General features: G+C 73.6%; 31 protein-coding genes. 21 read left to right on the top strand and 10 right to left on the bottom strand.

Features of this window, described 5'->3' with window-relative positions:
• The gene (locus ACILRH_RS10470) at positions 1–846 is read right to left on the bottom strand and encodes an LLM class F420-dependent oxidoreductase (protein WP_395693047.1); all 846 of its coding nucleotides are present in this window, start codon (positions 844–846) and stop codon (positions 1–3) included.
• A gap of 54 nt (positions 847–900) precedes the next feature.
• Here ACILRH_RS10470 and ACILRH_RS10465 point away from each other — a divergent pair, with 54 nt between their 5' ends.
• Genes ACILRH_RS10465 through ACILRH_RS10435 form a run of 7 tightly spaced genes read left to right on the top strand, consistent with a single transcriptional unit; the run spans position 901 to position 5,111 of the window.
• Complete coding sequence (locus tag ACILRH_RS10465) at positions 901–1,353, top strand: SRPBCC domain-containing protein (protein ID WP_395693045.1); 453 nt, start codon at positions 901–903, stop codon at positions 1,351–1,353.
• A gap of 4 nt (positions 1,354–1,357) precedes the next feature.
• Positions 1,358–2,437: a succinyl-diaminopimelate desuccinylase gene (dapE, locus tag ACILRH_RS10460; RefSeq protein WP_395693042.1), complete on the top strand. Its 1,080-nt coding sequence runs from the start codon at positions 1,358–1,360 to the stop codon at positions 2,435–2,437.
• Between the two features lie 10 nt (positions 2,438–2,447).
• A complete protein-coding gene (locus ACILRH_RS10455; protein WP_395693040.1) occupies positions 2,448–3,179 on the top strand; it encodes a TIGR00730 family Rossman fold protein in 732 nt (243 codons plus the stop codon).
• Positions 3,179–3,454 (top strand): DivIVA domain-containing protein, encoded by a 276-nt coding sequence (locus tag ACILRH_RS10450; protein ID WP_395693575.1) that lies wholly within the window; start codon positions 3,179–3,181, stop codon positions 3,452–3,454. The genes ACILRH_RS10455 and ACILRH_RS10450 overlap by 1 nt, the downstream gene beginning before the upstream one ends.
• A gap of 15 nt (positions 3,455–3,469) precedes the next feature.
• Positions 3,470–3,889 (top strand): hypothetical protein, encoded by a 420-nt coding sequence (locus tag ACILRH_RS10445; protein WP_395693038.1) that lies wholly within the window; start codon positions 3,470–3,472, stop codon positions 3,887–3,889.
• 17 nt (positions 3,890–3,906) lie between these two features.
• Positions 3,907–4,665 (top strand): M14 family zinc carboxypeptidase, encoded by a 759-nt coding sequence (locus tag ACILRH_RS10440; RefSeq protein ID WP_395693036.1) that lies wholly within the window; start codon positions 3,907–3,909, stop codon positions 4,663–4,665.
• Complete coding sequence (locus ACILRH_RS10435) at positions 4,662–5,111, top strand: VOC family protein (protein WP_395693034.1); 450 nt, start codon at positions 4,662–4,664, stop codon at positions 5,109–5,111. Before ACILRH_RS10440 ends, ACILRH_RS10435 begins: the two co-directional genes overlap by 4 nt.
• Positions 5,112–5,208: 97 nt before the next feature.
• On the opposite strand, the gene ACILRH_RS10430 is transcribed toward ACILRH_RS10435, so the two are convergent.
• Together ACILRH_RS10430 and ACILRH_RS10425 are read right to left on the bottom strand one after the other, a co-directional pair.
• On the bottom strand, positions 5,209–6,003 hold the full coding sequence (locus ACILRH_RS10430) for an enoyl-CoA hydratase/isomerase family protein (RefSeq protein WP_395693032.1): 795 nt from the start codon (positions 6,001–6,003) through the stop codon (positions 5,209–5,211).
• A gap of 46 nt (positions 6,004–6,049) precedes the next feature.
• The gene (locus ACILRH_RS10425) at positions 6,050–6,826 is read right to left on the bottom strand and encodes a PaaX family transcriptional regulator C-terminal domain-containing protein (protein WP_395693031.1); all 777 of its coding nucleotides are present in this window, start codon (positions 6,824–6,826) and stop codon (positions 6,050–6,052) included.
• Between the two features lie 162 nt (positions 6,827–6,988).
• On the opposite strand from ACILRH_RS10425, the gene ACILRH_RS10420 reads away from it, so the two are divergent.
• From ACILRH_RS10420 to ACILRH_RS10410, 3 genes are read left to right on the top strand one after another with little or no spacing between them, the layout of a single operon-like run.
• Positions 6,989–7,156 (top strand): DUF3117 domain-containing protein, encoded by a 168-nt coding sequence (locus ACILRH_RS10420; protein WP_082574674.1) that lies wholly within the window; start codon positions 6,989–6,991, stop codon positions 7,154–7,156.
• Between the two features lies 1 nt (position 7,157).
• A complete protein-coding gene (locus ACILRH_RS10415; RefSeq protein ID WP_395693029.1) occupies positions 7,158–8,717 on the top strand; it encodes a leucyl aminopeptidase family protein in 1,560 nt (519 codons plus the stop codon).
• Positions 8,717–9,055 carry a hypothetical protein gene (locus ACILRH_RS10410; RefSeq protein WP_395693027.1) on the top strand — a complete coding sequence of 113 codons (339 nt, stop codon included), beginning with the start codon at positions 8,717–8,719 and terminating at the stop codon, positions 9,053–9,055. Before ACILRH_RS10415 ends, ACILRH_RS10410 begins: the two co-directional genes overlap by 1 nt.
• Before the next feature lie 125 nt (positions 9,056–9,180).
• Here the strand turns inward: ACILRH_RS10410 and ACILRH_RS10405 are convergent, their stop codons facing one another.
• Complete coding sequence (locus ACILRH_RS10405; protein WP_395693025.1) at positions 9,181–9,822, bottom strand: O-methyltransferase; 642 nt, start codon at positions 9,820–9,822, stop codon at positions 9,181–9,183.
• A gap of 205 nt (positions 9,823–10,027) precedes the next feature.
• Here ACILRH_RS10405 and sigE point away from each other — a divergent pair, with 205 nt between their 5' ends.
• The 3 genes from sigE to ACILRH_RS10390 are packed head-to-tail and all read left to right on the top strand — an operon-like array spanning position 10,028 to position 12,421.
• On the top strand, positions 10,028–10,624 hold the full coding sequence (gene sigE / locus ACILRH_RS10400; RefSeq protein WP_395693023.1) for an RNA polymerase sigma factor SigE: 597 nt from the start codon (positions 10,028–10,030) through the stop codon (positions 10,622–10,624).
• Positions 10,621–11,097 carry a zf-HC2 domain-containing protein gene (locus ACILRH_RS10395; RefSeq protein WP_395693021.1) on the top strand — a complete coding sequence of 159 codons (477 nt, stop codon included), beginning with the start codon at positions 10,621–10,623 and terminating at the stop codon, positions 11,095–11,097. Before sigE ends, ACILRH_RS10395 begins: the two co-directional genes overlap by 4 nt.
• Before the next feature lie 4 nt (positions 11,098–11,101).
• Entirely contained in the window at positions 11,102–12,421 is a 1,320-nt protein-coding gene (locus ACILRH_RS10390; protein WP_395693019.1) for a S1C family serine protease, read from the top strand.
• Positions 12,422–12,746: 325 nt separating this feature from the next.
• Here ACILRH_RS10390 and ACILRH_RS10385 read toward each other — a convergent pair whose 3' ends face one another.
• A complete protein-coding gene (locus tag ACILRH_RS10385) occupies positions 12,747–12,989 on the bottom strand; it encodes a helix-turn-helix transcriptional regulator (protein WP_395693017.1) in 243 nt (80 codons plus the stop codon).
• 101 nt (positions 12,990–13,090) lie between these two features.
• Between ACILRH_RS10385 and ACILRH_RS10380 the strand changes: the two genes are divergently transcribed.
• From ACILRH_RS10380 to ACILRH_RS10370, 3 genes are read left to right on the top strand one after another with little or no spacing between them, the layout of a single operon-like run.
• Complete coding sequence (locus ACILRH_RS10380) at positions 13,091–13,774, top strand: hypothetical protein (protein ID WP_395693015.1); 684 nt, start codon at positions 13,091–13,093, stop codon at positions 13,772–13,774.
• The gene (locus ACILRH_RS10375) at positions 13,767–14,978 is read left to right on the top strand and encodes a CpaE family protein (protein WP_395693014.1); all 1,212 of its coding nucleotides are present in this window, start codon (positions 13,767–13,769) and stop codon (positions 14,976–14,978) included. Before ACILRH_RS10380 ends, ACILRH_RS10375 begins: the two co-directional genes overlap by 8 nt.
• A gap of 45 nt (positions 14,979–15,023) precedes the next feature.
• The gene (locus ACILRH_RS10370; protein WP_395693012.1) at positions 15,024–16,259 is read left to right on the top strand and encodes a YibE/F family protein; all 1,236 of its coding nucleotides are present in this window, start codon (positions 15,024–15,026) and stop codon (positions 16,257–16,259) included.
• Here the strand turns inward: ACILRH_RS10370 and ACILRH_RS10365 are convergent.
• Positions 16,238–17,566 carry a hypothetical protein gene (locus tag ACILRH_RS10365; RefSeq protein ID WP_395693010.1) on the bottom strand — a complete coding sequence of 443 codons (1,329 nt, stop codon included), beginning with the start codon at positions 17,564–17,566 and terminating at the stop codon, positions 16,238–16,240. The genes ACILRH_RS10370 and ACILRH_RS10365 overlap by 22 nt on opposite strands.
• A gap of 11 nt (positions 17,567–17,577) precedes the next feature.
• Entirely contained in the window at positions 17,578–17,949 is a 372-nt protein-coding gene (locus tag ACILRH_RS10360) for a hypothetical protein (RefSeq protein ID WP_395693009.1), read from the bottom strand.
• 117 nt (positions 17,950–18,066) lie between these two features.
• On the opposite strand from ACILRH_RS10360, the gene ACILRH_RS10355 reads away from it, so the two are divergent.
• Together ACILRH_RS10355 and ACILRH_RS10350 are read left to right on the top strand one after the other, a co-directional pair.
• Positions 18,067–19,536: a wax ester/triacylglycerol synthase family O-acyltransferase gene (locus tag ACILRH_RS10355; protein WP_395693007.1), complete on the top strand. Its 1,470-nt coding sequence runs from the start codon at positions 18,067–18,069 to the stop codon at positions 19,534–19,536.
• Entirely contained in the window at positions 19,533–19,874 is a 342-nt protein-coding gene (locus ACILRH_RS10350) for a DUF6912 family protein (protein WP_395693005.1), read from the top strand. Before ACILRH_RS10355 ends, ACILRH_RS10350 begins: the two co-directional genes overlap by 4 nt.
• Before the next feature lie 17 nt (positions 19,875–19,891).
• Here ACILRH_RS10350 and ACILRH_RS10345 read toward each other — a convergent pair whose 3' ends face one another.
• The gene (locus ACILRH_RS10345) at positions 19,892–20,974 is read right to left on the bottom strand and encodes a universal stress protein (protein WP_395693003.1); all 1,083 of its coding nucleotides are present in this window, start codon (positions 20,972–20,974) and stop codon (positions 19,892–19,894) included.
• Positions 20,975–21,194: 220 nt separating this feature from the next.
• On the opposite strand from ACILRH_RS10345, the gene pruA reads away from it, so the two are divergent.
• Both pruA and ACILRH_RS10335 read left to right on the top strand, forming a co-directional pair.
• Positions 21,195–22,823 carry an L-glutamate gamma-semialdehyde dehydrogenase gene (gene pruA / locus ACILRH_RS10340; protein WP_395693001.1) on the top strand — a complete coding sequence of 543 codons (1,629 nt, stop codon included), beginning with the start codon at positions 21,195–21,197 and terminating at the stop codon, positions 22,821–22,823.
• Positions 22,820–22,981 carry a hypothetical protein gene (locus ACILRH_RS10335; protein WP_395693000.1) on the top strand — a complete coding sequence of 54 codons (162 nt, stop codon included), beginning with the start codon at positions 22,820–22,822 and terminating at the stop codon, positions 22,979–22,981. Before pruA ends, ACILRH_RS10335 begins: the two co-directional genes overlap by 4 nt.
• Here ACILRH_RS10335 and ACILRH_RS10330 read toward each other — a convergent pair.
• Both ACILRH_RS10330 and ACILRH_RS10325 read right to left on the bottom strand, forming a co-directional pair.
• Positions 22,966–23,448: a DUF2505 domain-containing protein gene (locus ACILRH_RS10330; protein ID WP_395692999.1), complete on the bottom strand. Its 483-nt coding sequence runs from the start codon at positions 23,446–23,448 to the stop codon at positions 22,966–22,968. The genes ACILRH_RS10335 and ACILRH_RS10330 overlap by 16 nt on opposite strands.
• Positions 23,448–23,930, bottom strand: coding sequence for a DUF2505 domain-containing protein (locus ACILRH_RS10325; protein ID WP_395692997.1), 483 nt, complete (start codon positions 23,928–23,930; stop codon positions 23,448–23,450). Before ACILRH_RS10325 ends, ACILRH_RS10330 begins: the two co-directional genes overlap by 1 nt.
• Positions 23,931–23,950: 20 nt before the next feature.
• Between ACILRH_RS10325 and ACILRH_RS10320 the strand changes: the two genes are divergently transcribed.
• Positions 23,951–24,769 (top strand): tryptophan 2,3-dioxygenase family protein, encoded by an 819-nt coding sequence (locus ACILRH_RS10320; protein ID WP_395692995.1) that lies wholly within the window; start codon positions 23,951–23,953, stop codon positions 24,767–24,769.
• The last annotated feature ends 173 nt before the right edge of the window (positions 24,770–24,942 follow it).

Genomic DNA, 24,942 nt, shown 5'->3' with positions numbered 1-24,942 from the left:
CTAGCCGAGCCCGAGGCGGCCGGCGAGGCGGTCGAGGGACGCGAGGACCTCGTCGGGCGAGCGGTCCGGGACGCCCCAGATGAGCTCCGTGGCGCCCGCCGCGGCCCAGGCCATCAGCTCGTCGGGGTCGGGCTTGAACGCGATGAGGATGCGGATCTCCGGGGAGCCGTCGCGGCCGGCGTCGGACCAGGCCTGCTTCAGCGACTCGATGTGGCCGGAGATGTCCTGCTGGGTCGGCGTGGTCATCCAGCCGTCGGCGTGGGCGGCGATCCAGGCGAACGTCTTGGGGCCGCCGCCGGCGCCGATGATCAGCGGGATCTGTCCCGCGGGCTTGGGGTAGGCCCAGGACGGCCCGAACGACACGAACTCCCCGTCGTACGACGCCTCCTCCTGCGTCCACAGCGCCCGCATCGCCTCGACGTACTCACGCAGCACGGTGCGCCGCCTGCCGGCCGGGACGTGGTGGTCGGCGAGCTCGTCGGTGTTCCAGCCGAAGCCGGCGCCGATCTCCACCCGGCCGCCGGAGAGGTGGTCGAGGGTCGCGACCTGCTTGGCCAGGGTGATCGGGTCGGACTCGACCGGCAGCGCGACCGCGGTCGACAGCCGGATGCGCGACGTCACCGCGGCCACCGTGGCGAGCGAGACCCACGGGTCCAGCGTGCGCAGGTAGCGGTCGTCGGGGAGGGTCTCGTCCCCGGTGCCGGGGTGCGCCGCGGTCCGCCGGACCGGGATGTGCGTGTGCTCGGGCACGTAGAAGGTGTCGAAGCCACGCTCCTCCGCGGCCGCGCCGAGGGCGGCAGGGGTGATCCCGCGGTCGGAGGTGAAGAGGACGAGCCCGTTGCGCATGGGCAGCACAGTAGAACAGGTTCTAGTTCGGGCGGAAGCCGTAGGGTCGGCCCCGTGTACAGCACCGAGGTCAGCACCGTCGTGCCGGCCGAGCCGTCGGTGGTCTTCTGGGCGCTCCTCGACCGGGCCGCCGTGGCGGCGTGGCGCGTGCCGGACGGGATGAGCGGCGTGGTCCACGAGCTCGACGCCCGGGTGGGCGGCCGGATCCGCATCTCGCTGACCTACGACGACCCGGCGCGGGCGGGCAAGAGCGACGGTGCCACCGACACCTACGCCGGGCGCTTCCTCGAGCTGGTCGAGGACCAGCGGGTCGTGGAGCTCGTCGGGTTCGAGGCCGACGACCCGGACCTGGCCGGCGTCATCACGATGACGACGACGCTGCGACCCGTCGACGGCGGCACCGAGGTGACGATCCGCCTGGACGGGATGCCCGACGCGGTCCCGGCCGACCAGAACGAGACCGGGACCAGGATGGCGCTGGACAAGCTGGCCCGGCTGGTTGGATAGGCGCGTGGACCCCGTGCAGGCACCCGTTCGGCTCGACCTCACGACCGACGTGGTCACCCTCACCGAGCAGCTGGTGAACATCGAGTCCGTCAGCCGCGACGAGCAGGAGATCGCCGACGCGGTCGAGGCGGCGCTGGCGGCGTACCCTCACCTCACCCTGACCCGGCGCGGCCACACGATCGTCGCCCGCACCGACCTCGGCCGCGACGAGCGGGTGGTCATCGCCGGACACCTGGACACGGTGCCGGTCAACGACAACCTGCCCGCGCGCCGCGAGGGAGGCGTCCTCCACGGGCTCGGCACCTGCGACATGAAGGGCGGCGACGCGGTCATCCTGCGCCTCGCCGCGACCGTCCCGGAGCCCAACCGCGACGTCACGTTCATCCTCTACGAGGCGGAGGAGATCGAGGCGGTGCACAACGGGCTGCGCCTGCTCGCCGAGTCCGACCCCGACCTGATGGCCGCCGACTTCGCGATCCTCATGGAGCCCTCCGACGCCCTCGTCGAGGCCGGCTGCCAGGGCACGCTGCGCGTCGACGTCCGCACGACGGGCGAGCGCGCCCACTCCGCCCGCAGCTGGCGCGGCGTCAACGCGATCCACCGGGCCGGCGAGGTGCTGCGCCGCCTCGAGGGGTACGACGCCCGCCGGCCCGTGATCGACGGGCTGGAGTACCACGAGGGGCTCAACGCGGTGGCCGTCCGCGGGGGCGTGGCCGGCAACGTGGTGCCCGACGAGTGCGTCGTGGAGGTCAACTTCCGGTTCGCCCCCGACCGCTCCGAGGCGGAGGCCGAGGCGTTCGTGCGCGAGTTCTTCGACGGCTTCGACGTCGCGCTCACCGACTCCGCACCAGGCGCCCTGCCCGGCCTGGACCGGCCGGCCGCGCGCGCCTTCGCCGAGGCGGTCGGTGGCCCCGTGAAGCCCAAGTTCGGGTGGACCGACGTCGCCCGGTTCAGTGCCCTCGGCGTGCCGGCGGTCAACTTCGGTCCGGGTGACCCGATGCTCGCCCACAAGCAGGAGGAGCACGTCGCGATGGAGCAGATCGAGCGCTGCGAGCAGACGCTGCGCCGCTGGTTGACCACATGAGAGGGCGCGGATGAGGGCCAAGTTCAAGGGGCCGGTGATCCAGCGCCGGTCCCAGGTCGACAGCGAGACCACCGACCAGCGGCTGCTGGACTCCCGCGGCCCGACCGACTGGGTGCACCAGGACCCGTGGCGGGTGCTGCGCATGCAGGCCGAGTTCGTCGAGGGCTTCGGGGCGCTCGCCGAGCTCGGCCCGGCCATCTCCGTCTTCGGGTCCGCGCGGATCAAGGCCGACGACCCGACGTACGCCCTGGCCGAGCAGGTCGGGCGGCGCCTGGTCGAGGCGGGCTTCGCCGTCATCACCGGCGGCGGGCCCGGCACCATGGAGGCCGCCAACAAGGGCGCCTGCGAGGCCGGCGGGCTGAGCGTCGGCCTCGGCATCGAGCTGCCCTACGAGCAGGACCTCAACGAGTGGGTCGACGTGGGGGTCAACTTCCGCTACTTCTTCGCCCGCAAGACGATGTTCGTGAAGTACTCCCAGGGCTTCGTCGTGCTCCCCGGTGGCGTCGGCACGCTCGACGAGATGTTCGAGGCCGCCACGCTCGTCCAGACCGGCAAGATCACCAGCTTCCCGATCGTCCTGCTCGGGACCGCCTACTGGAGCGGCCTGCTCGGGTGGCTGCGCGAGACGGCGCTCGCGCACGGCACCATCCGCGAGGAGGACCTCGACCGGCTGGTGCTGACCGACGACGTCGAGGACGCGGTGGCCCGGATGGTCGCGGCGCGGGACGGTGGTGCGCCGTGATGTGGTTCCTCGCGATCCTCGTGGTGCTGGCGCTCGGCGGGGTCGCGGTGGTCGCCGCCGGGCGGGGAGCGCCGCTGTCGGAGGTGTACGACGACCGCCCGGACGCCACCGCGCCGGCGGCGGGTCCGCTGCGGCCCGAGGACCTGCGAGGGGTGCGGTTCTCCCTCGGGCTGCGGGGCTACCGGATGTCGGAGGTCGACGCGCTCCTGGACCGGCTGGCCGGCGAGATGGAGGAGCGCGAGCGGTCGCAGCGTGGCGAGGACGCCGCCGGGTAGGGCACACTCCGCTCCATGTCGCGTGAGGTCGTCACCGAGGTCGCCGTCTACGTCCTGACGGGCCTCGCGGCCGTCGTGGTCGTCCTGACCCGGCTGCGGCTGGGCCGCGGTGAGGGTGGTGCCGGCCGGCTCCAGACCGGGCGGCGCCTGGTCGACGTGCACACGGTGGCGGGGGTGCTCGCGCTCGTGCTGTGGGTGGTGTTCCTGGTCGGCGGCAACGACACCGTCGGCATCATCGCCCTGGCCTGCTGGTGGGTCGTCGTCGTGGCGGGGCTGCTGATCCTGGTGCGCTGGCTGCCGACGCGCGGCAAGCACGCCTCCGAGGGCAAGCGGGACAGCTGGTCGGAGGGTCCGGCGCTCTCGATCCTCGCCCACGTCGGCATGCTCGTCGGCGTCGTGGTCTTCAGCTGGGCCTACCTGACTGCAGCGGTCTGAGCGGGCAGACTGGCCCGATGCGCCTCGGGACCCTGCTCACGACCGCCGCCCTCGCCCTCGGCGGGCTCGCCGCCGTACCCGCGGCCGGACCCGCCCGGGCGACGACCGCCCAGCCCGACCGGCCCGCTGTCCTCGAGGCGCGGGTGATCGGCCACTCGGTGCGCGGGCGCCCGATCCGGGCCTGGCGCCTCGGCGAGCCCGGCAAGCCGCGGGTCCTGCTGGTGGCCACCATGCATGGCGACGAGGGCGCGCCCCGGCAGATCCTCACCACTCTGCGCGACGGTCGTCCGGTGCGGGGCCTGGACCTGTGGGTGCTGCCGGTCTACAACCCCGACGGGCTGGCGGCGCACACCCGCAAGAACGCCCACGGCGTCGACCTCAACCGCAACTTCCCCTACCACTGGGCCGACCTCGACGGGTCCTACGAGTCGGGCCCCCGGGCCGGGTCGGAGCCCGAGACGCGGGCGATGATGCGGTTCCTGCGCGACATCCACCCGCGCTGGATCGTGAGCTTCCACCAGCCGCTGGACGGCGTCGACACCGACACCAAGGACAGGCGGTTCTCCCGGCGGCTCGCCCGGGCCCTGCGGCTGCCGCGCAAGTCGTTCACGTGCGGCGGCGTCTGCCACGGCACGATGACCGGCTGGTTCAACAGTCGCTCGCGCGGCGCGGCCGTCACGGTCGAGTACGGCGCCCGCCCCGGCCGGCACCGGATGACCGTCGACGCCCCCCGCCAGATCCTCTCCCTGTGGGGCGCCCGACGGGGCCAGCCGTGAGCGCCGAGATGCGGACCAACCGCTCGGCGCCCCCGGCGACCGTGACCCCGGTCCTGGTCTATCCCGACGTGCCCGCCGCCGTCGCGTTCCTGCGTGACGCGTTCGGCTTCGAGGAGCGGGTCCGCATCGGCGACGGCCACCGGGCGCAGCTGCGCGTCGGCGCGGACGGCGCCGTCGTGGTGGCCGCGGCCGACGGGGGCGGCCGGGCCGTGCCTCCGGGCGGGACGTGGTCCCACGAGCTGAAGGTCCGGGTCGCCGACGTCGACGCCGCGTTCACCCGCGCTCGCGACGCCGGCGCCACGGTCCTGAGCGAGCCGACCAGCTACGAGTACGGCGAGCGCTCGTGCGTCGTCGCCGACCCCGCCGGCCACCGCTGGGAGCTGACCCAGACCGAGCGCGACGTCGATCCGCAGGAGTGGGGCGGGGTCGCCGTCGGGCCCTGGTGACCAGCCGTCGGCTCTGGCGTGCGGGCGGTGGGTGAGCCACCGTCTGGTGGGCGGGATCGGTGGCCTGCTCACCGCCGGTCCGGCGGCCGGCCGCGGATCAGCGGCCCTCGAAGACCGGCTTCTCCTTGGCCACGAACGCGGCGACGGCGGCCTGGTGGTCCGCGGTGGCGCCGGTCTTGGTCATCATCGCGCTCTCGAGCTCGACGGCCTCCTCGAAGGAGTGACCGGCGGCGTACGCCACGGACTGGCGGATCGCGCCGAGCGCGATGGTCGGCCCGGCGGCCAGCCGGGCGGCCAGGGCGCCGACCTCGGCGGATAGCTGGTCCTCGGGCACCACCGAGGTCGCGAGGCCCAGCTCGAGGGCCTCGGCGGCGAGGACGGTGCGCGGGAAGTACAGCAGCTCGATCGCCTTGGCGCGGCCGACGAGTCGCTGGAGGGTGTAGCTCGCGCCGGTGTCGCAGGACAGCGCGACGTTGGCGAAGGCGAGGTTGAAGCCGGCGGTGTCGGCGACGACCCGCAGGTCGCACGCGAACGCCAGGCTCGCGCCCGCACCGGCGGCGACGCCGTTCACCGCGGCGATCACCGGCTTCGGCATGTTCGCGAGCGCGAGCACGGTCGGGTTGTAGTGCTTGTCGACGGTCGTGAAGAGGATGTCGCTCCCGCCGTTGTGGAGCAGGTGGATGTGCTCCTTGAGGTCCTGGCCGGTGCAGAACGCCTTGCCGGTCCCGGTCAGCACGACGCACCGCACCGCCGGGTCCTCGGCGACCTGCTGCACGGTCTGCAGCAGCAGCTCCTTGGTCGCGACGTCGAGGCTGTTGTAGGCCTCGGGGCGGTTGAGCGTGATGGTGCCGACGCCCTCAGCGACGTCGAGCAGGACGGGGGAGTCGGTCATGCCCGCAGTCTGGCAGACCCCCGCGCCGTCGCTCAGGTGGCGGCGATCACGCTCCCAGGCAGCGCGCGAGGTAGCGGTCGCTGCCCGGCTTGAGCTTGGCGGCCTCGGCGGTGAACAGGTCCGCGGCGTCGCGCCCCGGCCAGTCGTCCGGCAGCATCTCCTCGGGCAGCCCGGGGTCGGCGAAGAGGAACTTGCGCCACTCGTGCACGAGGTGGAAGCGCGCGGCGAACGCCGCCTCGTCCTCGTCGGCGTGCCCGGCCAGGTGCTGGCGGACCAGCTGGCGCGCGGACGCCAGCCACTCGTCGTACGACGCGCGCAGCCGGTCGAGGTCCCAGGCGCTGGTGGGCTCGGGGTCGAACCCGTCGGCGCGGGCCGTGCGCGCCGACGCCCCGGCCCGCTCGAGGATCTCGTGGACCGCCGTGCGCGGGAAGGGGCTGATCCACACGTCGGCCAGCAGCTCGGCGTACCCGAGGAACACGAGGTCGGCGCGCGGCCGGCTGCGCGCGGCCCGGGAGGACGGCGGGTCGACGAGGACCAGGTGCCAGCGGCCGTCCCAGGCCGGCGCGGACCGCCGGTAGACCCGGTTGGCGGTCTCGTCCAGGCGTCGGTTGGCGCGCTCGGTCGTGCGGTAGCCGCGACCGGCGTCGAGGTGCACCGGCTCCAGCCAGCCCTGCATCACCATCCGGGAGATCGCCGTGCGGACGGCCGGGGCCGCGATGCCGACGGTGTCGAGCAGGCGCACCACCGCCGCGACCGGCGCCTGGCTGCCGCGCGAGCGCAGGTGGTCGCCGTACAGGTCGAACAGCGCGGAGCGGGCCTGCATGGGGGCGAGTCTGCCAGCCGGCGCCGACGCGGGTTCGTCCTCGTCCTTTCCTCCCTGTGCTCCGCGTCACCAGGCGATGGGGGATAATGGTCCGCGCGTACAGCGCAGGCGGGGCCGCTGGGTGTCCCCGTAGCACTCGACAGAACGAAGGAAGGTGCGCGGATGGCGGCGATGAAGCCGCGGACGGGCGACGGTCCGCTGGAGGTCACCAAGGAAGGGCGCGGCATCGTCATGCGCGTGCCGCTCGAAGGCGGTGGCCGCCTGGTTGTCGAGCTCAACGCCGAGGAGGCCGGCGCTCTCGGGGATGCCCTCAAGGACGTCGTCGGCTGACGTGCCCTCGGACCAGCCCCACCGACCACCGTCGCTCCCGCCTCAGGTCTCACCGCCCGAGTTCGCGCTGAGCCAGGCCCTGCCGCACGCCGTCCGCGGCGTCGAGGTGGTGGCCCTGCCCGTCCTCCCCGGTGACGACGGCGACGCGTCGCTGGCCCTCGGCCCCGGGTCGGCCGAGCTCGGGGACGAGCTCGGGCTCGACCTCCTGGGCCTGCTGGAGTCGTCCCGGGCCACCGGCCGGGCCGGTGAGGTCGTCCCGATCCCGGTCCCGCTCGGCGGGCCCGCGAACGCGGACCTGCGCTGCGTCCTGCTGGTGGGCGTGGGCGACCAGCGGCCCGCTGACCTGCGCCGGGCCGGAGCGGAGCTCGCCCGCGCCGTCCGCGGCCGGTCGTCGGTCGCCACGACCCTGGGGTCGGTGAGCGACGACGCCGGGCTGACGGCGTTCGTGGTGGGCACCATGCTCGGCTCCTTCCGCTTCCTGTGGCGCTCCACGCCGGTCGACGACCCGCCGGTGCGCCAGGTCGTCCTCGCCGACCTGCCCGGCTCGCTGTCGCCGGTGCTGTCCCGCGCGGTGGCCCTGGGTGGCGCCGGCTGGCGCAGCCGGCAGCTGGCGACGGTGCCCTCGAACCTGAAGAACCCGCCGTGGCTCGCCGACCAGGCGGAGCGGCTGGCCGCCGAGGCCGGGCTCGGCGTGACCGTCCACGACGAGGCGTGGCTCGCCGAGAAGGGCTTCGGCGGCATCGTCGGGGTCGGGCAGGCCTCGGCCACCCCGCCCCGCCTGGTCCGCCTGGAGTACCGGCCGCGCCGGGCCGGTCGCCGCACCCCGACGGTCGCGCTGGTCGGCAAGGGCATCACCTTCGACACCGGCGGGCTGTCGATCAAGCCCGGCGAGGCGATGGTCAACATGAAGCGGGACATGACCGGTGGCGCGGTCGTGATGGCGACGATGGCCGCCCTGCGCGACGTCGGCTGCCCCGTCCGCGTGGTCGGCCTGGTGGCCGCCGCGGAGAACGCGATCGGGAGCGACGCGCTGCGCCCCGGCGACGTGCTGCGCCACTACGGCGGCCGGACGAGCGAGGTCACCAACACCGACGCCGAGGGCCGGCTCGTGCTGGCCGACGCCCTGGCGTACGCCGTCGCCGACCTCGGTGCTGACGTGGTCGTCGACGTCGCGACGCTCACCGGCGCGGTCAAGGTCGCGCTCGGCCAGCAGGTCGGCGGGCTCTTCGCCAACCGCGACGCCCTCGCGGACGCCCTCTCCGCCGCCGGCGAGGCAGCCGGTGAGCCGCTGTGGCGGTTCCCGCTCGCCGAGGCCTACGAGCAGAAGCTCTCCTCGTCGGTCGCCGACGCCGACAACGCACCCGGTGGGCCGGGTGCCATCACGGCGGCGCTGTTCCTGCAGCACTTCGTGGCCGGCACGCCGTGGGCCCACCTCGACATCGCCTCGGTCGGCGACGCCCCGGAGGACCGCGGCGAGTGGACCGCCGGCCCCACCGGCTTCGGTGCCCGGCTCCTGCTGGAGTGGCTCGGCTCCGAGGCACCCCTGGAAGGAATCGCGTGATGCACGGTCTCACCGTCCGCTGGTCGCTCGCCGACGCCCCTGACGGGGTCGAGGACGCGCTGGCGTCGTACGTCGCCGACACCTCGTTCGAGCGCTTCTCGGACGCCGACGGGCTGCGGTTCAAGACCTGGCGGATGCGTCCGGGCGAGTGGTTCGAGGGCTGCTACGTCTTCGAGTCCGCGGACGCGCGGGCGCGCTTCCAGGAGGCATTCACCCAGACCGCGGACGAGTCACCGGGCTCGCAGCTGGTGGGTGCGGGGCCGGTGCTGATCGAGGAGTGCCAGGTCGTCGCCGTCGCCGAGGGGGCTGCGGGCTTCCTCGCCGCCCCACGCTACTGACGGCGCGTCCGGGGCCCAGGCCTCCGCGGGGCGCTGGTCCCAGCAATTGCTGGGAGATGTACGCCGGCGCGGTCGCATGGCGGTACATCTGCCAGCAATTGCGCGGAAACCGCCGCTCCCAGGGGTCAGTCCGACCCGGGCGCCCACTCCTTCTTCGCCACGAGCAGGCCGTCGCCGACGGGCAGGAGCACCGGCACCAGGTCCTCCCGGTCGGCCACCTCCCGCACCAGGTCGCGGATGGCGACCGTCTCCTCGTCGCGCTGGGCCGGATCGGCGACCCGGTCGTGCCACAGGGCGTTGTCGAAGGCGACCACGCCACCGGGGCGCAGCAGCCGCAGCGCCTCGGCGAGGTAGGCGGAGTACTCGGCCTTGTCGCCGTCGCAGAACACCAGGTCGTAGTGCCCGTCGGTGAGCCGCGGGAGCACGTCGAGGGCGGCGCCGGCGATCGTGCGGACCCGCTGGTTGGGCAACCCCGCCTCGGAGAACGTCTGCCGCGCCAGGCGCTGGTGCTCGGCCTCGATGTCGACGCTGGTCAGCACGCCGTCGGCGCGCATGCCGCGCAGCAGCCAGAGACCCGAGACGCCGGTGCCGGTGCCGATCTCGACCACCGCGCGGGCGTCGAGGACCGAGGCGAGGAAGCGGAGGGCGGCCCCGCCGCCGGCGCCGATCGGCACGACGCCGACCTCGGCGGCCCGGGAGCGGGCCGCGGCGAGCGGCTCGTCCTCGACGACGTACTCCTCGGCGTAGGTCCAGCTCGCGGGCTTCACGGTGCTCAACCTATCCCGAGCCGACCGCCCGGCCCGGGAACACCGCCGCACGCCCGCTCGTTCTCCCCACGAGACGGTCGGGCCGGCACGGCTCAGGAGAGGGACACCGGACTCACAGGCTCCTTTCAGCAGACGTCCCTACGGTTCAGGAGAGGACGAGACCCTGTTCGGCGGATCCGCGCCACGGCGCGACAAGGAGGCCCCGGTGGACACCACGCGGGAGGACACGGCGCCGGACCAGCACGTGCCGACGTGGGAGGAGATCGTCGAGCGGCACTCCGACCGGGTCTACCGGCTCGCCTACCGGCTGACGGGCAACCGCCACGACGCCGAGGACCTCACCCAGGAGGTGTTCGTCCGCGTCTTCCGGTCGCTGTCGACCTACACGCCGGGCACCTTCGAGGGCTGGCTGCACCGCATCACCACCAACCTCTTCCTCGACCAGGCCCGTCGCAAGCAGCGGATCCGCTTCGACGCGCTCTCCGACGAGCGCGCGGACCGGTTGACCAGCAGCGCGCCGACGCCCGACGTCGCCTACACCGACCAGACCTTCGACGACGACATCGAGCGGGCCCTCGCCACGCTGCCGCCGGACTTCCGCGCCGCCGTCGTCCTCTGCGACGTCGAGGGCCTGTCCTACGAGGAGATCGCCGAGATCCTCGGGGCCAAGCTGGGCACCGTGCGCTCCCGCATCCACCGCGGCCGCGCGATGCTGCGCTCCGCCCTGGCCCACCGCGCTCCCGGCGCGGGGCGCGCGCGGTACGCCGGCCCGCTGCTGTCGCCGCGGGGGGCCACCTCGTGATGGGTCACCTGGGTTCCCGCACCAGCGCCCTGCTCGACGGGCAGCTGTCCGCGGAGGAGACCGAGCGGGCCTGGGAGCACGTGCACGGCTGCCACACCTGCCGCGACCTGGTCGAGCGCGAGGGCTGGATCAAGTCGCGGCTCACCGGCCTGTCGTTCGACGTCGCCGCGCCGGCGACGCCGGTCGGCCTCAAGGGCACGCTCATCGGGGCCGCGGCGATGGCGCCCGGCGACCTCTACCTCACCGACACCGCGGACCGGCGGCGCAGTGTCGGGCTCGCCGCGATCGGCGGCGGCGCCGTGGGCGCCGCGTTCATGGGTGTCCTGGTGCTCGGGGTCGGGCCGGCGTCCGCGCCCTCGCCGACCGTCGACCGGCGGGTGCCGGTGACCTCGATCAGCCAGCCGGAGTCGGCCCGCGGGGTCGGTCCGGTGTCGACCCGGAAGGCCTGGGTCACCCCCGACCGGTCAAGATAGAGGCGTGACCCAGGACGACGAGCCCACCCAGCCGATCGGGCAGCCGCTCGTGCCGCCGGGTGCGCCGCCGCCCGGACCGCCGACCACGCCACTCCCACCCGCAGCCCCGCCGCCGCCGCCGGGACCGCCGCCGACCTGGGTGCCTCCGGTCGTGCAGTCGCCGCCGCACCGCTGGGCGGCTCCGCCACCGCCGCCACCCCCCGCGCGCCACGCCGTGCCCCGGGGCCGGGTCCCGGGCTGGATGTGGCCGCTGGTCTGCGCGGTGGCGCTCGTCGTCGGGCTGGTCGGGGGAGCCATCGGCGGGCTCGCCTACGAGGAGGTCCGCCACGACGGCGGCCCCGTCGCCGGTGGCCTGAGCGGCGTCGACACGGTCAGGACCGCCCCGCTGCCGGCCGACAACGGCTCGGTCGAGGCGGTCGCTGCGCGCCTGCTGCCCAGCACGGTGCAGATCTCCGCGGAGTACCAGGGCCAGAAGGGCGGCGCCACCGGGTCCGGCTTCGTGCTGGACCGGCAGGGCCACGTCATCACCAACAACCACGTCGTCGAGGAGGCCGACGCCGACGACGGCCCGATCGAGGTCGTCGACCAGGACGGCAACCGGTACGACGCCGAGGTGGTCGGTCGCAGCGCGGTCTACGACATCGCGGTGCTCTCGGTCCCCGACGCGGCCGGGCTGACGCCGGCGGCGCTTGGGTCGTCCCAGGCGCTGCGAGTCGGTGAGAGTGTGGTGGCGATCGGCTCGCCGCTCGGGCTCAGCTCGACCGTGACCGCGGGCATCGTGAGCGCCCTGCACCGGCCGGTGACGACGGGCAGCGCCGGCGACGACTCGTCGTACATCAACGCGGTCCAGACCGACGCCGCGATCAACCCGGGCAACTCCGGCGGACCGCTGGTCAACCTGCGCGGCCAGGTGGTCGGCGTGAACTCCGCGATCGCCACCACCGGGGGGTCGGTCGGCGGCGAGTCGGGCAACATCGGCGTCGGGTTCGCCATCCCGATCGAGCAGGTGCGGATCACCGCGGACCAGATCCTGCGCACCGGCAAGGCGGAGTACCCCGTCATCGGCGCCAAGGTGAAGACCGGGGGACAGGTGGACGGCGCCGGCGCGGAGGTCGACTCGGTCATGCCGGGCACTCCCGCCGAGCGCGGCGGCCTGGAGGAGGGCGACGTCATCACCGCCGTCGACGGTGAGCGGGTCACCGACGGCATCGCCCTGATCGTCGCGATCCGCGCCCACCAGCCCGGCGACACCGTCGAGTTCACCGTCCGCCGCGACGGCCGGGACCGCACCCTCACGCTCACCCTCGGCGCCGAGACCGGCTGACGAGGGGTGGATGAATCCCCGGCTGACCGGGGAACCTGACGTTGTCAGGGGTTGCAACACCCGACAACGTCAGGAAGAGCCTGACCGCTGGAACTGGTGGGGCTGGTGGGACCGGCGCTCCGATCGGTACGACGACGCGCGCCCGATCGAGCACAGCTCACCCGCTCGCCGGCCCGGGGGTGGATGAATCCCCGGTCAGCCGGGGAAACCTGGCGTTGTCAGGGGTTGCAACCCCCGACAACGTCAGGGACTGCCCGTCCGCTGGGGCTGTTGTGGCGCGTGGGTCGCGAGCCGGTCCGGCGTCGGTCGACCGCGGACCGGCGGGTCAGACCTGGTCGGAGGCGTCGGACTCGACGTAGGGGTGCTGGTCGACGAAGGTGCGGGTCTCGGCGTACATCCGGGCGATGTAGTCCTCGAGCTGGCTGGCCTCGACGCGCCACTGACCGCGGCCGCCGATCTTGATGGCCGGCAGCTCGCCGCGCCGGACCAGCGCGTAGACCTGAGCGCTGGAGGTGTTGAGCACCTCCGCCACGTCGGCGAGCGTGAGGAAGCGCGGCGTTGCGGCCATGGCCCCATCGTCGCACCCGGTGCCCGCCGCCGGGCGGGGCGCCCCGCCGGCCCTGTGGAGAGAGACGTTTCGAGGTCGGGGACGAGGGCCATGATGTCCGCGTGAGTCTCGGCACGACCTCGGGGACGCCGCCGCGCGCGGCGCCGGACCCCGCGGCGCCCGGGGCGCCCGTCCCGGCGGCCACCCGGGCGCACCGCTCCGGCTGGCGGGACCCGAGGCTGTGGGTCGGCCTGCTGATCGTCGCGGTGTCGGTCGTCGCGGGCGCCCGGCTGCTCGCGTCCGCCGACGACACCGTCGCCGTCTGGGCGGTCGCCGCCGACGCCGGGCCGGGTGCCCGGCTCGACCCCGATGACCTGGTGCCCCACCGGGTGCGGTTCGCCCACGACGCCGACCTCGGCGGCTACTTCACGGTCGACGACCCGCTGCCGTCCGAGCTGCGCCTTGTCCGCGCGGTCGGCGCGGGTGAGCTGCTGCCGCGCGCCGCGGTCGGTGAGAGCGGCACGGCGACCGACTCGGTGGAGCTGCCGGTCGCGGTCGACGCCGAGCTGGTGCCGCCCTCGGTGCACGCGGGCTCCGTGGTCGACGTCTACCTGGCCGGGGCGAGGGGCGGCGCCCTGCTGACCCGCGCGACGGTCGTGGACGCGCCCGGGATGGAGACCACCTTCGGCTCGGCCACCGGTCGCCGCCAGCTCGTGCTCGCCGTGCCCGCCGCGGACGCGTCGGCCTTCCTCGAGCAGGTCGGCCGGGCGCGCGAACCGGTCCTGACCGTCGTACGCCGTGGCTGAGCGCGCCCTCGTCATCGTCGTCGCCAGCGGCGCGGCCTGGGAGCCCGCCGCCCTCGAGCGACTCACCGCCCACCCCGGCGTCGTCGTGCTCAAGCGCTGCGTCGACGTCGACGACCTGCTCGCCGCCGCGACGGCGGGCCAGGCCGACGCGGCGGTGCTCGGGCTCGACTCACCCGGCCTCGACCGGCCCGCGGTCGACCTGCTGCGCAAGCACGGCGTGCGGCCGGTCGCGATCGCGCCGGGCGGTGCCACCCTCGACGGTGGGCGGCTGCGCGCCGCGCGCATCGGGATCGCCCGGGTGGTGCCCGACGACGACCTCGCCGCGCTGGCGGCGGCCGTCCTCGACGAGGAGACGTCGCCGACGCAGGTCCGGGTGCCACGACCCGGCGTCCCGCCCGCGCCGCCGACCGGGCCGTCCGCAGCCGGCCGGGTCCTCGTCGTGTGGGGACCGGCCGGTGCTCCCGGGCGCACGACGGTCGCCGCGGCGCTGGCCGCCGAGCTGGGCCGACGCCGCCGGCGTACCGTCCTGGTCGACGCCGACCCGTACGGCGGTGCGGTGGCTCAGCAGCTGGGCGTCCTCGACGAGGTCTCGGGCCTGCTGTCCGCCGCCCGGCTGGCGGCGGCCGGGCAGCTGGCGGACCGGTTCGGGTCGGTGCAGCGCGGCCTCGACGACCGGGTCAGCGTCGTCACCGGCCTGCCCCGCGCCGACCGCTACGTCGAGGTCCGCGCCGGCACGATCGAGCACCTGCTCGAGGTCGCGCGCGGCCAGGCCGAGGTGGTCGTCGACACCGGGTTCAGCCTCGAGGACGAGCCCGGCTCCGACTACGGCACCCGGCCGGGTCGCAACCAGCTCACCCTGGGTGCGCTCGAGACGGCCGACGAGGTCGTCGCGGTCGGCGCCGCCGACCCCGTGGGTCTGTCCCGCCTGGCCCGCGGTCTGGTGGAGCTCCGTGAGGTCGTCGGGGCCCGGCCGGTGCACGTGGTGGTCAACCGGATGCGGCCGACCCTGGGGTGGTCGGAGCGGGACATCGCCGGCATGGTCGGCGGCTTCGCCCGTCCGGTCGGCCTGCACTTCCTGCCCGAGGACCAGGCGACGGTCGACCGGGCGCTGGTGGCCGGCCGCACCCTGGTCGAGCTGGGCGACTCGCCGCTGGCCCGCGCGGTCGCCCGGGTCGTCGACGGGCTCGGCGCCCAGCACCGGTGAGCACCGGGTGCCGATCCCGCGTCGCCGGGCGGGGATGATGGCCCCATGGGCGCAGGGCACTCGCACGGCAGCCATCGGGCGCACCGCTCCGACGAGCCGGAGTTCCAGGTCGACCGGACGCCCCGCGTGGTCCTCCTCGCCGCGCTCGCCGTCGCCGGGCTGCTGACCGTGCTGGGCGTCGTGATGCTCTGGCCCTCCCACGACGAGGTCGACCGGATCCAGTCGCAGGTCAGCTTCGCCGCCCCCGGCGTCACCTTCCCGACGGCGGTGGTGCAACGGGTCCGTCCGGCGTGCGTCGGTGACCAGGAGCGCGACGGCACCTGCAACACGATCGAGGTGGCGCTCGACGAGGGCCCGGACGACGGCACGCTCGTCACGGTGCAGGTGCCCCCGCAGGTCGCCTCGTCCGGGCTCCAGGAGGGCGATCGGGTCAAGCTCCAACGCTCGCCGGGGCACGACGGTGGTGACGCCACGTACGGCTACTTCGGGACCGTGCGCACCACCCCGCTCGCCGTCCTGGTGCTGGTGTTCGTCGTCCTGGTGCTGGTGGTGGCGCGCTGGCGAGGTCTGTTCGCGCTCCTCGGGCTGGCGTTCAGCGGTGTCGTGATCTGGTCCTTCATGCTGCCGGCCCTGCTGAGCGGGCAGCCGGGACTGGCCGTCGGGCTGTGCGGGTCGGCACTGATCATGTTCGTCGTCCTCTACGCGACCCACGGGGTCTCCCTGCGCACGTCGGCCGCGCTCGCCGGGACCCTCGTGGGGGTGCTGGTCACGGCGCTGCTCGGCGTGGTCGCCGCGGGCGCGGCACGGGCCACCGGCGTCACCGACGAGTCCGCCGGCGTCCTGCAGTCACTGGTGGGCGACCTGAGCTTCCGCGGCCTGTTCGCCTGCGCCGCGGTCGTCGTCGGCCTGGGCGTGCTGAACGACGTCACCATCACCCAGTCGTCCTCGGTCTGGGAGCTCCGCGCGGCCGCACCGACGATGAGCCGGGTGCAGGTGTTCGCCAGCAGCATGCGGATCGGCCGCGACCACATCGCCTCGACGATCTACACGATCGTCTTCGCGTACGCCGGCACCGCGCTCGCCGTGCTCCTCGTGCTGCAGATCTACGGCCTGCCGGTCGCCGAGCTGCTCACGACCGAGGACATCACCGAGGAGGTCATCCGCACCCTGGCGAGCAGCATCGGCCTGGTGCTGGCGGTCCCGCTCACCACCGGGATCGCGACCATGGTGATCCCGCGTGGGGCGGACGAGCCGGCGGCTCAGGCGGCGAACAGCAGGTAGAGGCCGCCCACGGTGAACGCGATCATCGCGAACAGCAGCGGGAGCTGTCCGGTCAGCTGGTGCCGCCTCGGCAGGATCTTGATGGCCCGGTCGTGGGCGGCCACGACCCCGAGCACATGGCCCGCGACGACGGCGAGCACCTTGATGTCGGCCAGCAGGGTGGGGTGCAGGCTCAGCCAGTAGCTGACCGTCAGGTCGGCGGTGCCGAACCAGTTGGCGCCGGTGCTGAACGGGTCGCTGGCCTGGATCAGCGTGAGCTGCCCGACCTCGACGAAGTAGCTGAGGTAGTGGGCGATGATGTAGCCCGCGATGATCGGCACGACCGAGTGCGCGAAGAGGTTCGGCAGGTCCCGCCGGCGCAGGTCGTCGCCCAGCCCGGTGAGCATGCAGCCGACGGCGAACACCAGACCGACCGTGACGCAGAAGGCGAGCAGGGCCAGGTTGTTCAGGACGTACGCCGACACCGAGCTGCCCTGGACGAACTGCACCCACCGGGTCGAGTCCTTGAACGAGTCGAACGCCGTGCTGCCGAAGAGCACGGCGGTGACCGCGAGGAGGCCGGGGCGGACCGGCGTGGTGTCCAGGTTCGCGAGCGGGCTGCGGACCACGAGCAGGTCGCCGCGCCGGCCCCACACGGACATCCGCGACACCAGGGTCGAGTAGACCTCGAACGGGTCGGCCCGCTCGAAGAAGGTGTTGCCGAAGACGGCACCGCCCACCAGCATCGCGGCGACGTACACCGCACACCACAGCCGGACCGGCCCCAGCTCGGTGGAGTAGGGGTAGACGAGCTCCATCCAGACGAACGCGAACAGCCCGAGCGCCGCCGGCCAGTGCCCCAGCCGCTCGGGGTAGGTCAGCAGTCCCCGCTCGGGGTCGCCGCCCGAGATCCTCGCCAGCGCCAGGTTGATCGTCCGGCCCGGGCTGATCGCCTTCCACACCGGCCCGGCGACCAGCGAGAGCGGGACCAGGCCGACCCACCACCAGACGTAGAAGATGCCGAGGGCCGGGTTGATCACCAGGTCCTTGCCGAAGATCGCCGCCATCGCCATGAAGAGGGCGACGAGCATGCCGACGCTGCGCCACAGGGCGCGCCACCAGACGGAGTCGACCACCGTCGCGAGCCAGGCCGGTGCGGGCCGGCCGCTGGTCGCGGCGTCGTACCGCGGGGTGCGCCAGGCGACGGCGAGGACGGTGAACGACACCACCAGCGCGGCCGTCGCCCCCGCGATCGCGAGCTCGGGGGAGATCGGCAGGTCCTTGGCGCCGCCGATCCCGTGCGCCAGCGTGATGCCGTCGGTGCCCATGTCGGCGGGGCTCAGCTGACCTCGAGCTGCACGATCACCTTGTCGAGGGAGTGCGACTCGACGTCCACCGTGCCCGGGGTGCTGATCGGCGTGAGCTCCAGCATGGTCATCCCCTTGTCGTACTCCAGCTCCTGCTCCGGGCTGGAGTGGACGTGGATCTCACCGGGCGCGTCCGCCTCGACGTGCAGGGTGATCGGCTGACCCACGGCGACCTCGACCCGCTCGCCGTTCGGGGTGACCGTGTCGCCGGAGATGGTCACGCTGATGACCTTCGGCTCGGTGCTCGTCCCGCCGTCGGACCCGCCGCCGGACTCCGAGCTGCCGCAGGCGACCAGCGCGCCGGCGGTGAGGACGAGGGTGAGGGCGGCCAGGGCTCGACGCATGCTCGGGGGGTCCTTCGGTGTCCGGGGTGACCTGAATCGGTCGGTGGCGTCTGCCAGAATCCCATGGACGGGCAAACCGACGGTACGTGGCCCCGGCGGACGACGAGAGGCGGCAACATGAGTGAGCGGCTCCGGCCGCGGGACGTGGCGTTGCTGGCCGAGGAGTCCGCGTCGACGCCGATGCACAACGCCACCGTGGAGATCTTCGAGCCCGGCCAGTCCGGCTTCGACTACCCCGGGCTCGTCCGCCTGGTGCAGGAGCGCCTGTCCTTCGTGCCCCGCTACCGCCAGCGGGTGCAGACGGTGCCGGGCCGGCTCGCCAACCCGGTGTGGGTCGACGACGAGCACTTCGACCTCGGCTACCACGTCCGCCGCTCCGCCCTCCCGCGACCGGGGAGCCTGGACCAGCTCCGCGAGCTCGTGGCGCGGATCGTCTCCAGACCGCTGGACCGCAACCGGCCGCTGTGGGAGATGTACTTCGTCGAGGGGCTCGCGGACGGCCGGGTGGCGCTGCTGTCGAAGTCCCACCAGGTGCTCGTCGACGGCATGCACACCGTCGACCTCGGCCAGGTGCTGCTCGACACCTCGCCCGAGCCCAAGGAGCTCGGCGCCGACGAGTGGCGGGCGCGCAGCCGGCCGTCGCCGTTCGCCCTGATGGCCGGGGCGGTCCGCGACTCCGTGACCGACCCCCACGTCGTGCCCGCGACGGCCCGCAGCACCACCGGCGCCGTCCTGCGCGGGGTGGCGGACGCCGCCCGGTCCGCCGGCCGGGTCGTCGACGCGCTCGCCAACCGCACCCCGACGTCCGGGTCCCCGATCATCGGGCCGCTGTCCCAGCAGCGGCGGGTCGTCGCCGTGCGGACCGACCTGGCCGACCACCGGAAGGTCCGTGACGCCCACGGCGGCACCGTCAACGACGTCGTCCTCGCCACGGTCACCGGTGCGCTGCGCGCCTGGCTGCTCACCCGCAGCGACACGATGCGCGGGATCCGCGAGGTCCGCGCCGTCGTGCCGATCTCGGTGATCGACGACGAGATGGAGGCGACCTCGCTGGGCAGCCAGATCGCCGCCCACTTCGTCGACCTGCCGGTCGGCGAGGCCAGCCCGGTGGTGCGTCTGCACCAGGTGTCCTACTCGTTCCAGGCCGACAAGGAGTCCGGTCGCGCGGTCGCTGCCAGCCGGCTGACGAGCATCTCGGGCTTCGCGCCGGCCACCTTCCACGCCATCGGCTCGCGGGTGGCGGCCCGCGAGCGCCGGGGCTACGAGCTCAACGTGACCAACGTGCCCGGCCCGCAGGCCCCGCTCTACGCCGCGGGGGCGCGGATGACCGAGACCTACCCGGTCCCGCCGCTGCTGGAGGGTCACCCGCTGGCGATCGGCGTGACGTCGTACGACGGACACGTCTTCTACGGGCTGACCGCCGACCGCGACCTGCTCCCCGACGCCGACCTGCTCGGTCCTTGCATCCAGGAGGCCCTCGACGAGCTGGTCGACAGCGCGACCGGCGGCCGCGCCCGGGCCCCGCGGGGCCGCCGGCGGCGCAAGGCGACCAGGTCGACGGAGCCGGCGACGGGGAAGCGGTCGTGAGGATCTACCTCCCGACCACCCTCGGCCGGCTGGCCGAGGACCACGCGGCCGGCGCGGTGCCGGTCGGGGGTGACGTCGTGGTCGCGGAGGACGAGAGCGAGGAGGCGGAGTACGCCGCCCTGATGACCGCCGCCGACGCCTCGACCGTGCTGCTCGGCGGTGCCGGGCGCCGCGTCGTGGTCGTCGCGGACGTGCGAACGGCACCCGGTGGGGGTGACCGGGTGCCGTTCGCCGACGTGGTCGCGGTCCACGCCGACCTGGAGGACCGTCCGGAGGGGGCTGACCCGGACGAGGACCTGGCGTGGTTCGCGACCCAGGAGGTGCCGGACCTCCTCTGAGCTCCGGCACTCCCGAGTCAGGCCTCGGTCCCGAAGCGGCGCAGGTGCCGCCGCCGGACCCGGACCAGGGCCGGCTTCGGTGCCGGCTCGGCGGCCGGCAGCTGCCACCAGGACTCGAGCTCGGCGGCGAGGTCGCCGGCCCGGACGACGGGCCGCGGCTCGGGCTGGTCGTCGGGAGGGGTGACCGGCAGGTCGAGGCCCAGCTCCGCGGCGAACGACGCGTCGAACTCGTTGTCGTAGCAGCCGTCGTCCGGCGTGGTCGCGGGCGCCTGCTCGGCAGGACGGGGCTCGGTCGGGACGAGGATCCGGACCGAGGTCCGGGGGAGCTCGTCGAGGTGCTCGGTGTCCGCGACGACGTACGCCATCGTGGTCGCTGCGCCGGCCAGCACGTCGCGCACGTCGGCAGGCTCGGTGACGAGCTCGACGTCGGCGGTGGGGTAGCAGTCCAGCAGCTCGTGCACCTGGTCGCCGAGCACGGTGCGCAGGAAGCTGCGCAGCGTCGGGTCGGCCGACTCCTCGGGCACGTGCACGACGGTGAGCGGCAGGCCGCGGAGCGCTGCGACCTCGAAGGCCGCGTCGAGCACGGGCATGGCCCAGACGGTCCCGTCGCTGATCGCCAGCACGCGGCCGGCCGACGAGGCGCCGGTGACCTCGACCAGCTGGCACCCGAGGGCGCCGACCTGCTCCTCGAGGCCGTCGAGCGTCGACCGGCCGTCGCGGTCCGAGCGGCTGCCGACGACCACGATCGACCCGTTCGGCACGACGGTGCCGGTGACCAGGTTGCGCAGGGCGGTGGTGGCGGTGCTCAGGCTGAGCGACTCCTCGACCACGACGTTCGGGGCGAGTGCGCGGATCTCGGCGCGGGCCCGGTCGACCAGCCGCTGGCCGTCGAACGACGCCTGGGAGATGACGGCGCCGATGTCCTCCCCGACGTGCCCGGTGGCACCGTCGAGGTGTCCGGCGACCTCGTCACCGACCGCGTGGACCAGGACGATGGTGGCCCGCCGGAGGGTGGCCTCCTTGGTCGCCCAGGCGACGACCTGAGCGGTCTGCGGGCGTCCGTCGACCCCGACCACGATCTGGGTCTGGTTCGTGTTCATCGTCTGCTCCGTCCGGAGGGTGCGGGTGTGGTGGTTCGATGCCTCGAGCGTCCTCCTCCCTCGCCGTGCCGGGCACAGGCGGAGGGCGCTGGTCCGCAGAGGCGTCCGCCCCGGGTGGGGACCAGTACATCTGCACCAGACCCGCGCCAGGACGTACCGGGCGCACGGGCAGGACGTACCGGACCGGACCGGGCCGTCGTCGCTCGCTACCCTCGCTGGCATGGACGCAGTCACCACCCCGCCGGCTCCCACCAACGAGCCGAACCTGACCTACGCGCCCGGCACCCCCGAACGGGAGGCCCTGCACGTGGAGATCGAGAAGCTGGAGAAGAAGCAGAAGAACCTGCGCGCCTACGTGGGCGGTCGCTGGAAGGCGGGAGGTGGCCGCGAGATCTCGGTCGTGCAGCCGCACGACCACCAGCACGTGCTCGGCACGCTGAAGAGCTCGACCCAGGCCGACACCCGCGCCGCGATCAAGGCCGCCGCCGACGCGGCGCCGGAGTGGCGCGACCTGGCCTTCGACGACCGCGCGGCGATCATCCTCAAGGCCGCCGACCTGCTCGCCGGCCCCTGGCGCCAGCGCCTCAACGCCGCCACCGTGCTCGGGCAGTCCAAGACGCCGTTCCAGGCCGAGATCGACGCTGCCTGCGAGCTGATCGACTTCTGGCGCTACAACGTCCACTACGCGCGCGAGATCCTGGCCGACCAGCCGATCGCGAACAGCCCCGGCGTGTGGAACCGCACCGACCACCGCCCGCTGGAGGGCTTCGTCTACGCGATCACCCCGTTCAACTTCACCGCGATCGCCGGCAACCTGCCCACCGCCCCGGCGCTGATGGGCAACACCGTCATCTGGAAGCCGTCGCCGACCCAGCAGCTGGCCGCGTCCCTGACGATGGAGCTGCTCGAGGAGGCCGGGTTGCCGCCGGGCGTCATCAACATGCTCCCCGGCGACGGGCTCGACGTCTCCGCGGTCGCGCTCAAGCACCCCGACCTCGCCGGCATCCACTTCACCGGCTCGACCGCGACGTTCCAGCACCTGTGGCGCGAGGTCGGCGCCAACATCGAGGGGTATCGCGCCTACCCCCGGATCGTCGGCGAGACCGGCGGCAAGGACTTCATCGTCGCCCACCCCTCGGCCGACCCGGGCGTGGTGCGGACCGCGATGATCCGCGGCGCGTTCGAGTTCCAGGGCCAGAAGTGCTCGGCCGCCTCGCGGGCGTACGTCGCCCGCTCGGTGTGGAAGAAGATGAGGGACTCGTTCCTCGCCGAGATCGAGTCGATCACGATCGGCGACCCGACCGACTTCTCGAACTTCATGGGTGCGGTCATCGACGACCGGGCGTTCGCCAAGCACAAGGCCGCGATCACCCGAGCCAAGCGCCAGAAGAAGCTCGACGTGGTCGTGGGCGGGAAGACCGACGACTCCGTCGGCTGGTTCGTGCACCCGACCGTCGTGGAGTCCACCGACCCCACCGACCAGATGTTCACCACGGAGTACTTCGGCCCGATCCTCGCGGTGCACGTCTACGAGGACGGCGACTTCGAGAAGGTCGTGCGCGGCATGGAGTCGATCGCGCCGTACGCGCTGACCGGCTCGATCATCGCCCAGGACCGACGCGCGATCGCGTGGGCGCAGCACGAGCTGCGGTTCGCGGCCGGCAACTTCTACATCAACGACAAGCCGACCGGCGCGGTCGTGGGCCAGCAGCCCTTCGGCGGCGGCCGGGCGTCGGGCACCAACGACAAGGCCGGCGCCGCGGTCAACCTGCTGCGCTGGACCTCGCCGCGCTCGATCAAGGAGACCTTCGTGCCGCCGACCGACTACCGGTACCCCTACCTCGGATGACGGGTCTGCTCGTCGCCTGGCACCTCGGCGCCCTGCACCCTGCCGAGAAGGTCCTCACGCTGGCGCTGGCCTTCGGGCCGTTCCTGCTCCTGGCGGCGGTGATCTGGGTGCGCCGCCGCCAGGACGCGCGCGAGGAGCCCGATCAGCCGGAGAGGTAGTCGCGTCCGACCGAGTTCTCGGCGTCGAGCGCCTTGCGGAGCAGGTCGGCGATCAGGCCCTCGATCCTGCCGCCGACCAGCGGCAGGTGGACCTTGATCGTCACGTCGACGGTCTCGGTCGTGCGGCCGCCGTCCTCCACGAGCCCGATGGTGCCGAGCATCTCGCCGGGCTTGCCGGGGATCGTGACGTGCAGCTCCGCGGTGTCCGGCGCCGACCACTCCTCGCGCTGGACGATGTCGATCTCGTTGCCGACGAACTTCTTGGCGAAGGACGGGATCCCCTTGGCGGGCTGCACCTGCTCGACGACCACGGTCTTGGTGTCACCGCGGTCGTCGATGCGCACCGAGGAGCGCAGCACGCGCTGGTAGGCGCACACGTCCTCACGGAACGCAGGGTCGCCGAGCATGGCGGCGACCTCGGCCACCGGGGCGTCGTAGACGATGTCGTGGATCAGGCGGGTCGCCATCAGCGGTCGCCGGCCAGCCAGGCGACCCCGGCCCCGTGCTCGGCGTCCATCCCGGCGGCGACCTTCTCGCCCAGGAGCTTCTCGATCTTGCCGCCGATCAGCGGCAGCTTGACCTTGACCTCGAGCTCGACCACCTCCCGCGTGCCGGCCCCGTCGGGGAGCAGCGTGATCGTGCCGACGATGTCGGCAGGCTTGCCCGGGGTATCGATGCGCAGCGAGCCGCCGCTGTCGTCGGCCCACTCCTCGCGCTGGACCGCCCGGGTGGTGTGGCCGGCGAAGGTGCGGGCGAACGACGGCAGGTCGTCGGTCTTCTGCACCTGGTCGGCCACCAGGGTGAACGCGTCCCCGTCGCGCTCGAGCTCGACCTCCACCGAGACCACGTCCTGGGCGGCGCAGGACGCCTCACGGAACGCCGGGTCGGCCAGCATCTCGAACACCTCGCGGGGCGAGGCGTCGTACAACAGCTCGTGTCGGAACTTCATGCGGCCATAGTGTCAGTCCCATGACGGACCAGACGCAGGACGAGAACTTCGTCTCCTTCGGCGAGCAGGGGGCGCAGCTGACCTACGGCAGCTACCTCGGCCTGGAGACCCTGCTGGACTCCCAGCACCTGGAGTCCGACCCGCCGGCCCACGACGAGCTGCTCTTCATCACCGTGCACCAGGTCTACGAGCTGTGGTTCCAGCAGCTGCTGCACGAGCTGACGGCGGCCCGCGACGCGATGCTGCTCGGGGCGGACGGTGGCCGGCTGTGGTGGGCCCAGCACCTGATGGCCCGCGCCCACGTCATCGAGCGGGTGCTGGTGCAGCAGATCGACGTGCTGGAGACGATGACGCCGCAGGACTTCCTCCAGTTCCGGCAGCGGCTGGCCCCGGCGAGCGGGTTCCAGTCGGTCCAGTTCCGCGAGCTGGAGTTCCTGTCCGGCGCGAAGGACCCGGCGTACCTGCGGCGGTTCAAGGGCATCACCACCGCCGAGCAGGAGCGGCTGGACGCCCGCCTCGCGGAGCCGACGCTCTGGGACGCCTTCGTCACCGTGCTGGCGACGGGCGGCCTGCCCGCCGGCGACGACGCCGAGGTCTCGGCGTCGATGCGGACCGTCGCGCACGACCGGGACCGGTACGCCGTCGTCTGGGCGCTCGGCGAGGCGCTCCTCCAGCACGACGAGCTCGCCGCCAGCTGGCGGGCCCGCCACGTCGTGATGGTCGAGCGGATGATCGGGAGCAAGTCCGGGACCGGCGGGTCCAGCGGGTCGGCGTACCTCCGCTCCCGCCTCCCGGTCCGCTACTACCCCCTCCTCTGGGACCTCCGCAGCGAGCTGTGAGCTGCCCTCGCCTGAGCTCGCGAAGGCGAGGGTCCAGCAGCCAGGTCGAGTAGCCGAGCGAGCGAGGCACGAGCTCGCGACCGGCGTATCGAGATCGCGGACGGCACGGGTCTCGATACGCCCGTCACTCGTCCCTCGCAACGGTCTACTCGACCAACGAACGAAGCTCGGCG

It is taken from the genome of Nocardioides sp. (assembly GCF_044226765.1).
Classification (GTDB): Bacteria; Actinomycetota; Actinomycetes; order Propionibacteriales; family Nocardioidaceae; genus Nocardioides.
The sequence above is the reverse complement of the archived record's forward strand: the minus strand, read 5'-3'. Positions and strand labels throughout refer to the sequence as shown.

Excerpts from the sequence above, each read along its gene's own strand:
- ACILRH_RS10420 (WP_082574674.1), top strand. The coding sequence starts at position 6,989 with ATGGCGGCGATGAAGCCGCGGACGGGCGACGGTCCGCTGGAGGTCACC.
- ACILRH_RS10455 (WP_395693040.1), top strand. The coding sequence starts at position 2,448 with ATGAGGGCCAAGTTCAAGGGGCCGGTGATCCAGCGCCGGTCCCAGGTC.
- pruA (WP_395693001.1), top strand. The coding sequence starts at position 21,195 with ATGGACGCAGTCACCACCCCGCCGGCTCCCACCAACGAGCCGAACCTG.
- ACILRH_RS10370 (WP_395693012.1), top strand. The coding sequence starts at position 15,024 with ATGGGCGCAGGGCACTCGCACGGCAGCCATCGGGCGCACCGCTCCGAC.
- ACILRH_RS10440 (WP_395693036.1), top strand. The coding sequence starts at position 3,907 with ATGCGCCTCGGGACCCTGCTCACGACCGCCGCCCTCGCCCTCGGCGGG.
- ACILRH_RS10335 (WP_395693000.1), top strand. The coding sequence starts at position 22,820 with ATGACGGGTCTGCTCGTCGCCTGGCACCTCGGCGCCCTGCACCCTGCC.
- ACILRH_RS10445 (WP_395693038.1), top strand. The coding sequence starts at position 3,470 with ATGTCGCGTGAGGTCGTCACCGAGGTCGCCGTCTACGTCCTGACGGGC.
- ACILRH_RS10325 (WP_395692997.1), bottom strand. The coding sequence starts at position 23,930 with ATGAAGTTCCGACACGAGCTGTTGTACGACGCCTCGCCCCGCGAGGTG.
- ACILRH_RS10330 (WP_395692999.1), bottom strand. The coding sequence starts at position 23,448 with ATGGCGACCCGCCTGATCCACGACATCGTCTACGACGCCCCGGTGGCC.
- ACILRH_RS10450 (WP_395693575.1), top strand. The coding sequence starts at position 3,179 with ATGTGGTTCCTCGCGATCCTCGTGGTGCTGGCGCTCGGCGGGGTCGCG.
- ACILRH_RS10345 (WP_395693003.1), bottom strand. The coding sequence starts at position 20,974 with ATGAACACGAACCAGACCCAGATCGTGGTCGGGGTCGACGGACGCCCG.
- ACILRH_RS10410 (WP_395693027.1), top strand. The coding sequence starts at position 8,717 with ATGCACGGTCTCACCGTCCGCTGGTCGCTCGCCGACGCCCCTGACGGG.
- ACILRH_RS10430 (WP_395693032.1), bottom strand. The coding sequence starts at position 6,003 with ATGACCGACTCCCCCGTCCTGCTCGACGTCGCTGAGGGCGTCGGCACC.
- ACILRH_RS10360 (WP_395693009.1), bottom strand. The coding sequence starts at position 17,949 with ATGCGTCGAGCCCTGGCCGCCCTCACCCTCGTCCTCACCGCCGGCGCG.
- ACILRH_RS10470 (WP_395693047.1), bottom strand. The coding sequence starts at position 846 with ATGCGCAACGGGCTCGTCCTCTTCACCTCCGACCGCGGGATCACCCCT.
- ACILRH_RS10385 (WP_395693017.1), bottom strand. The coding sequence starts at position 12,989 with ATGGCCGCAACGCCGCGCTTCCTCACGCTCGCCGACGTGGCGGAGGTG.
- ACILRH_RS10355 (WP_395693007.1), top strand. The coding sequence starts at position 18,067 with ATGAGTGAGCGGCTCCGGCCGCGGGACGTGGCGTTGCTGGCCGAGGAG.
- ACILRH_RS10320 (WP_395692995.1), top strand. The coding sequence starts at position 23,951 with ATGACGGACCAGACGCAGGACGAGAACTTCGTCTCCTTCGGCGAGCAG.
- ACILRH_RS10365 (WP_395693010.1), bottom strand. The coding sequence starts at position 17,566 with ATGGGCACCGACGGCATCACGCTGGCGCACGGGATCGGCGGCGCCAAG.
- ACILRH_RS10425 (WP_395693031.1), bottom strand. The coding sequence starts at position 6,826 with ATGCAGGCCCGCTCCGCGCTGTTCGACCTGTACGGCGACCACCTGCGC.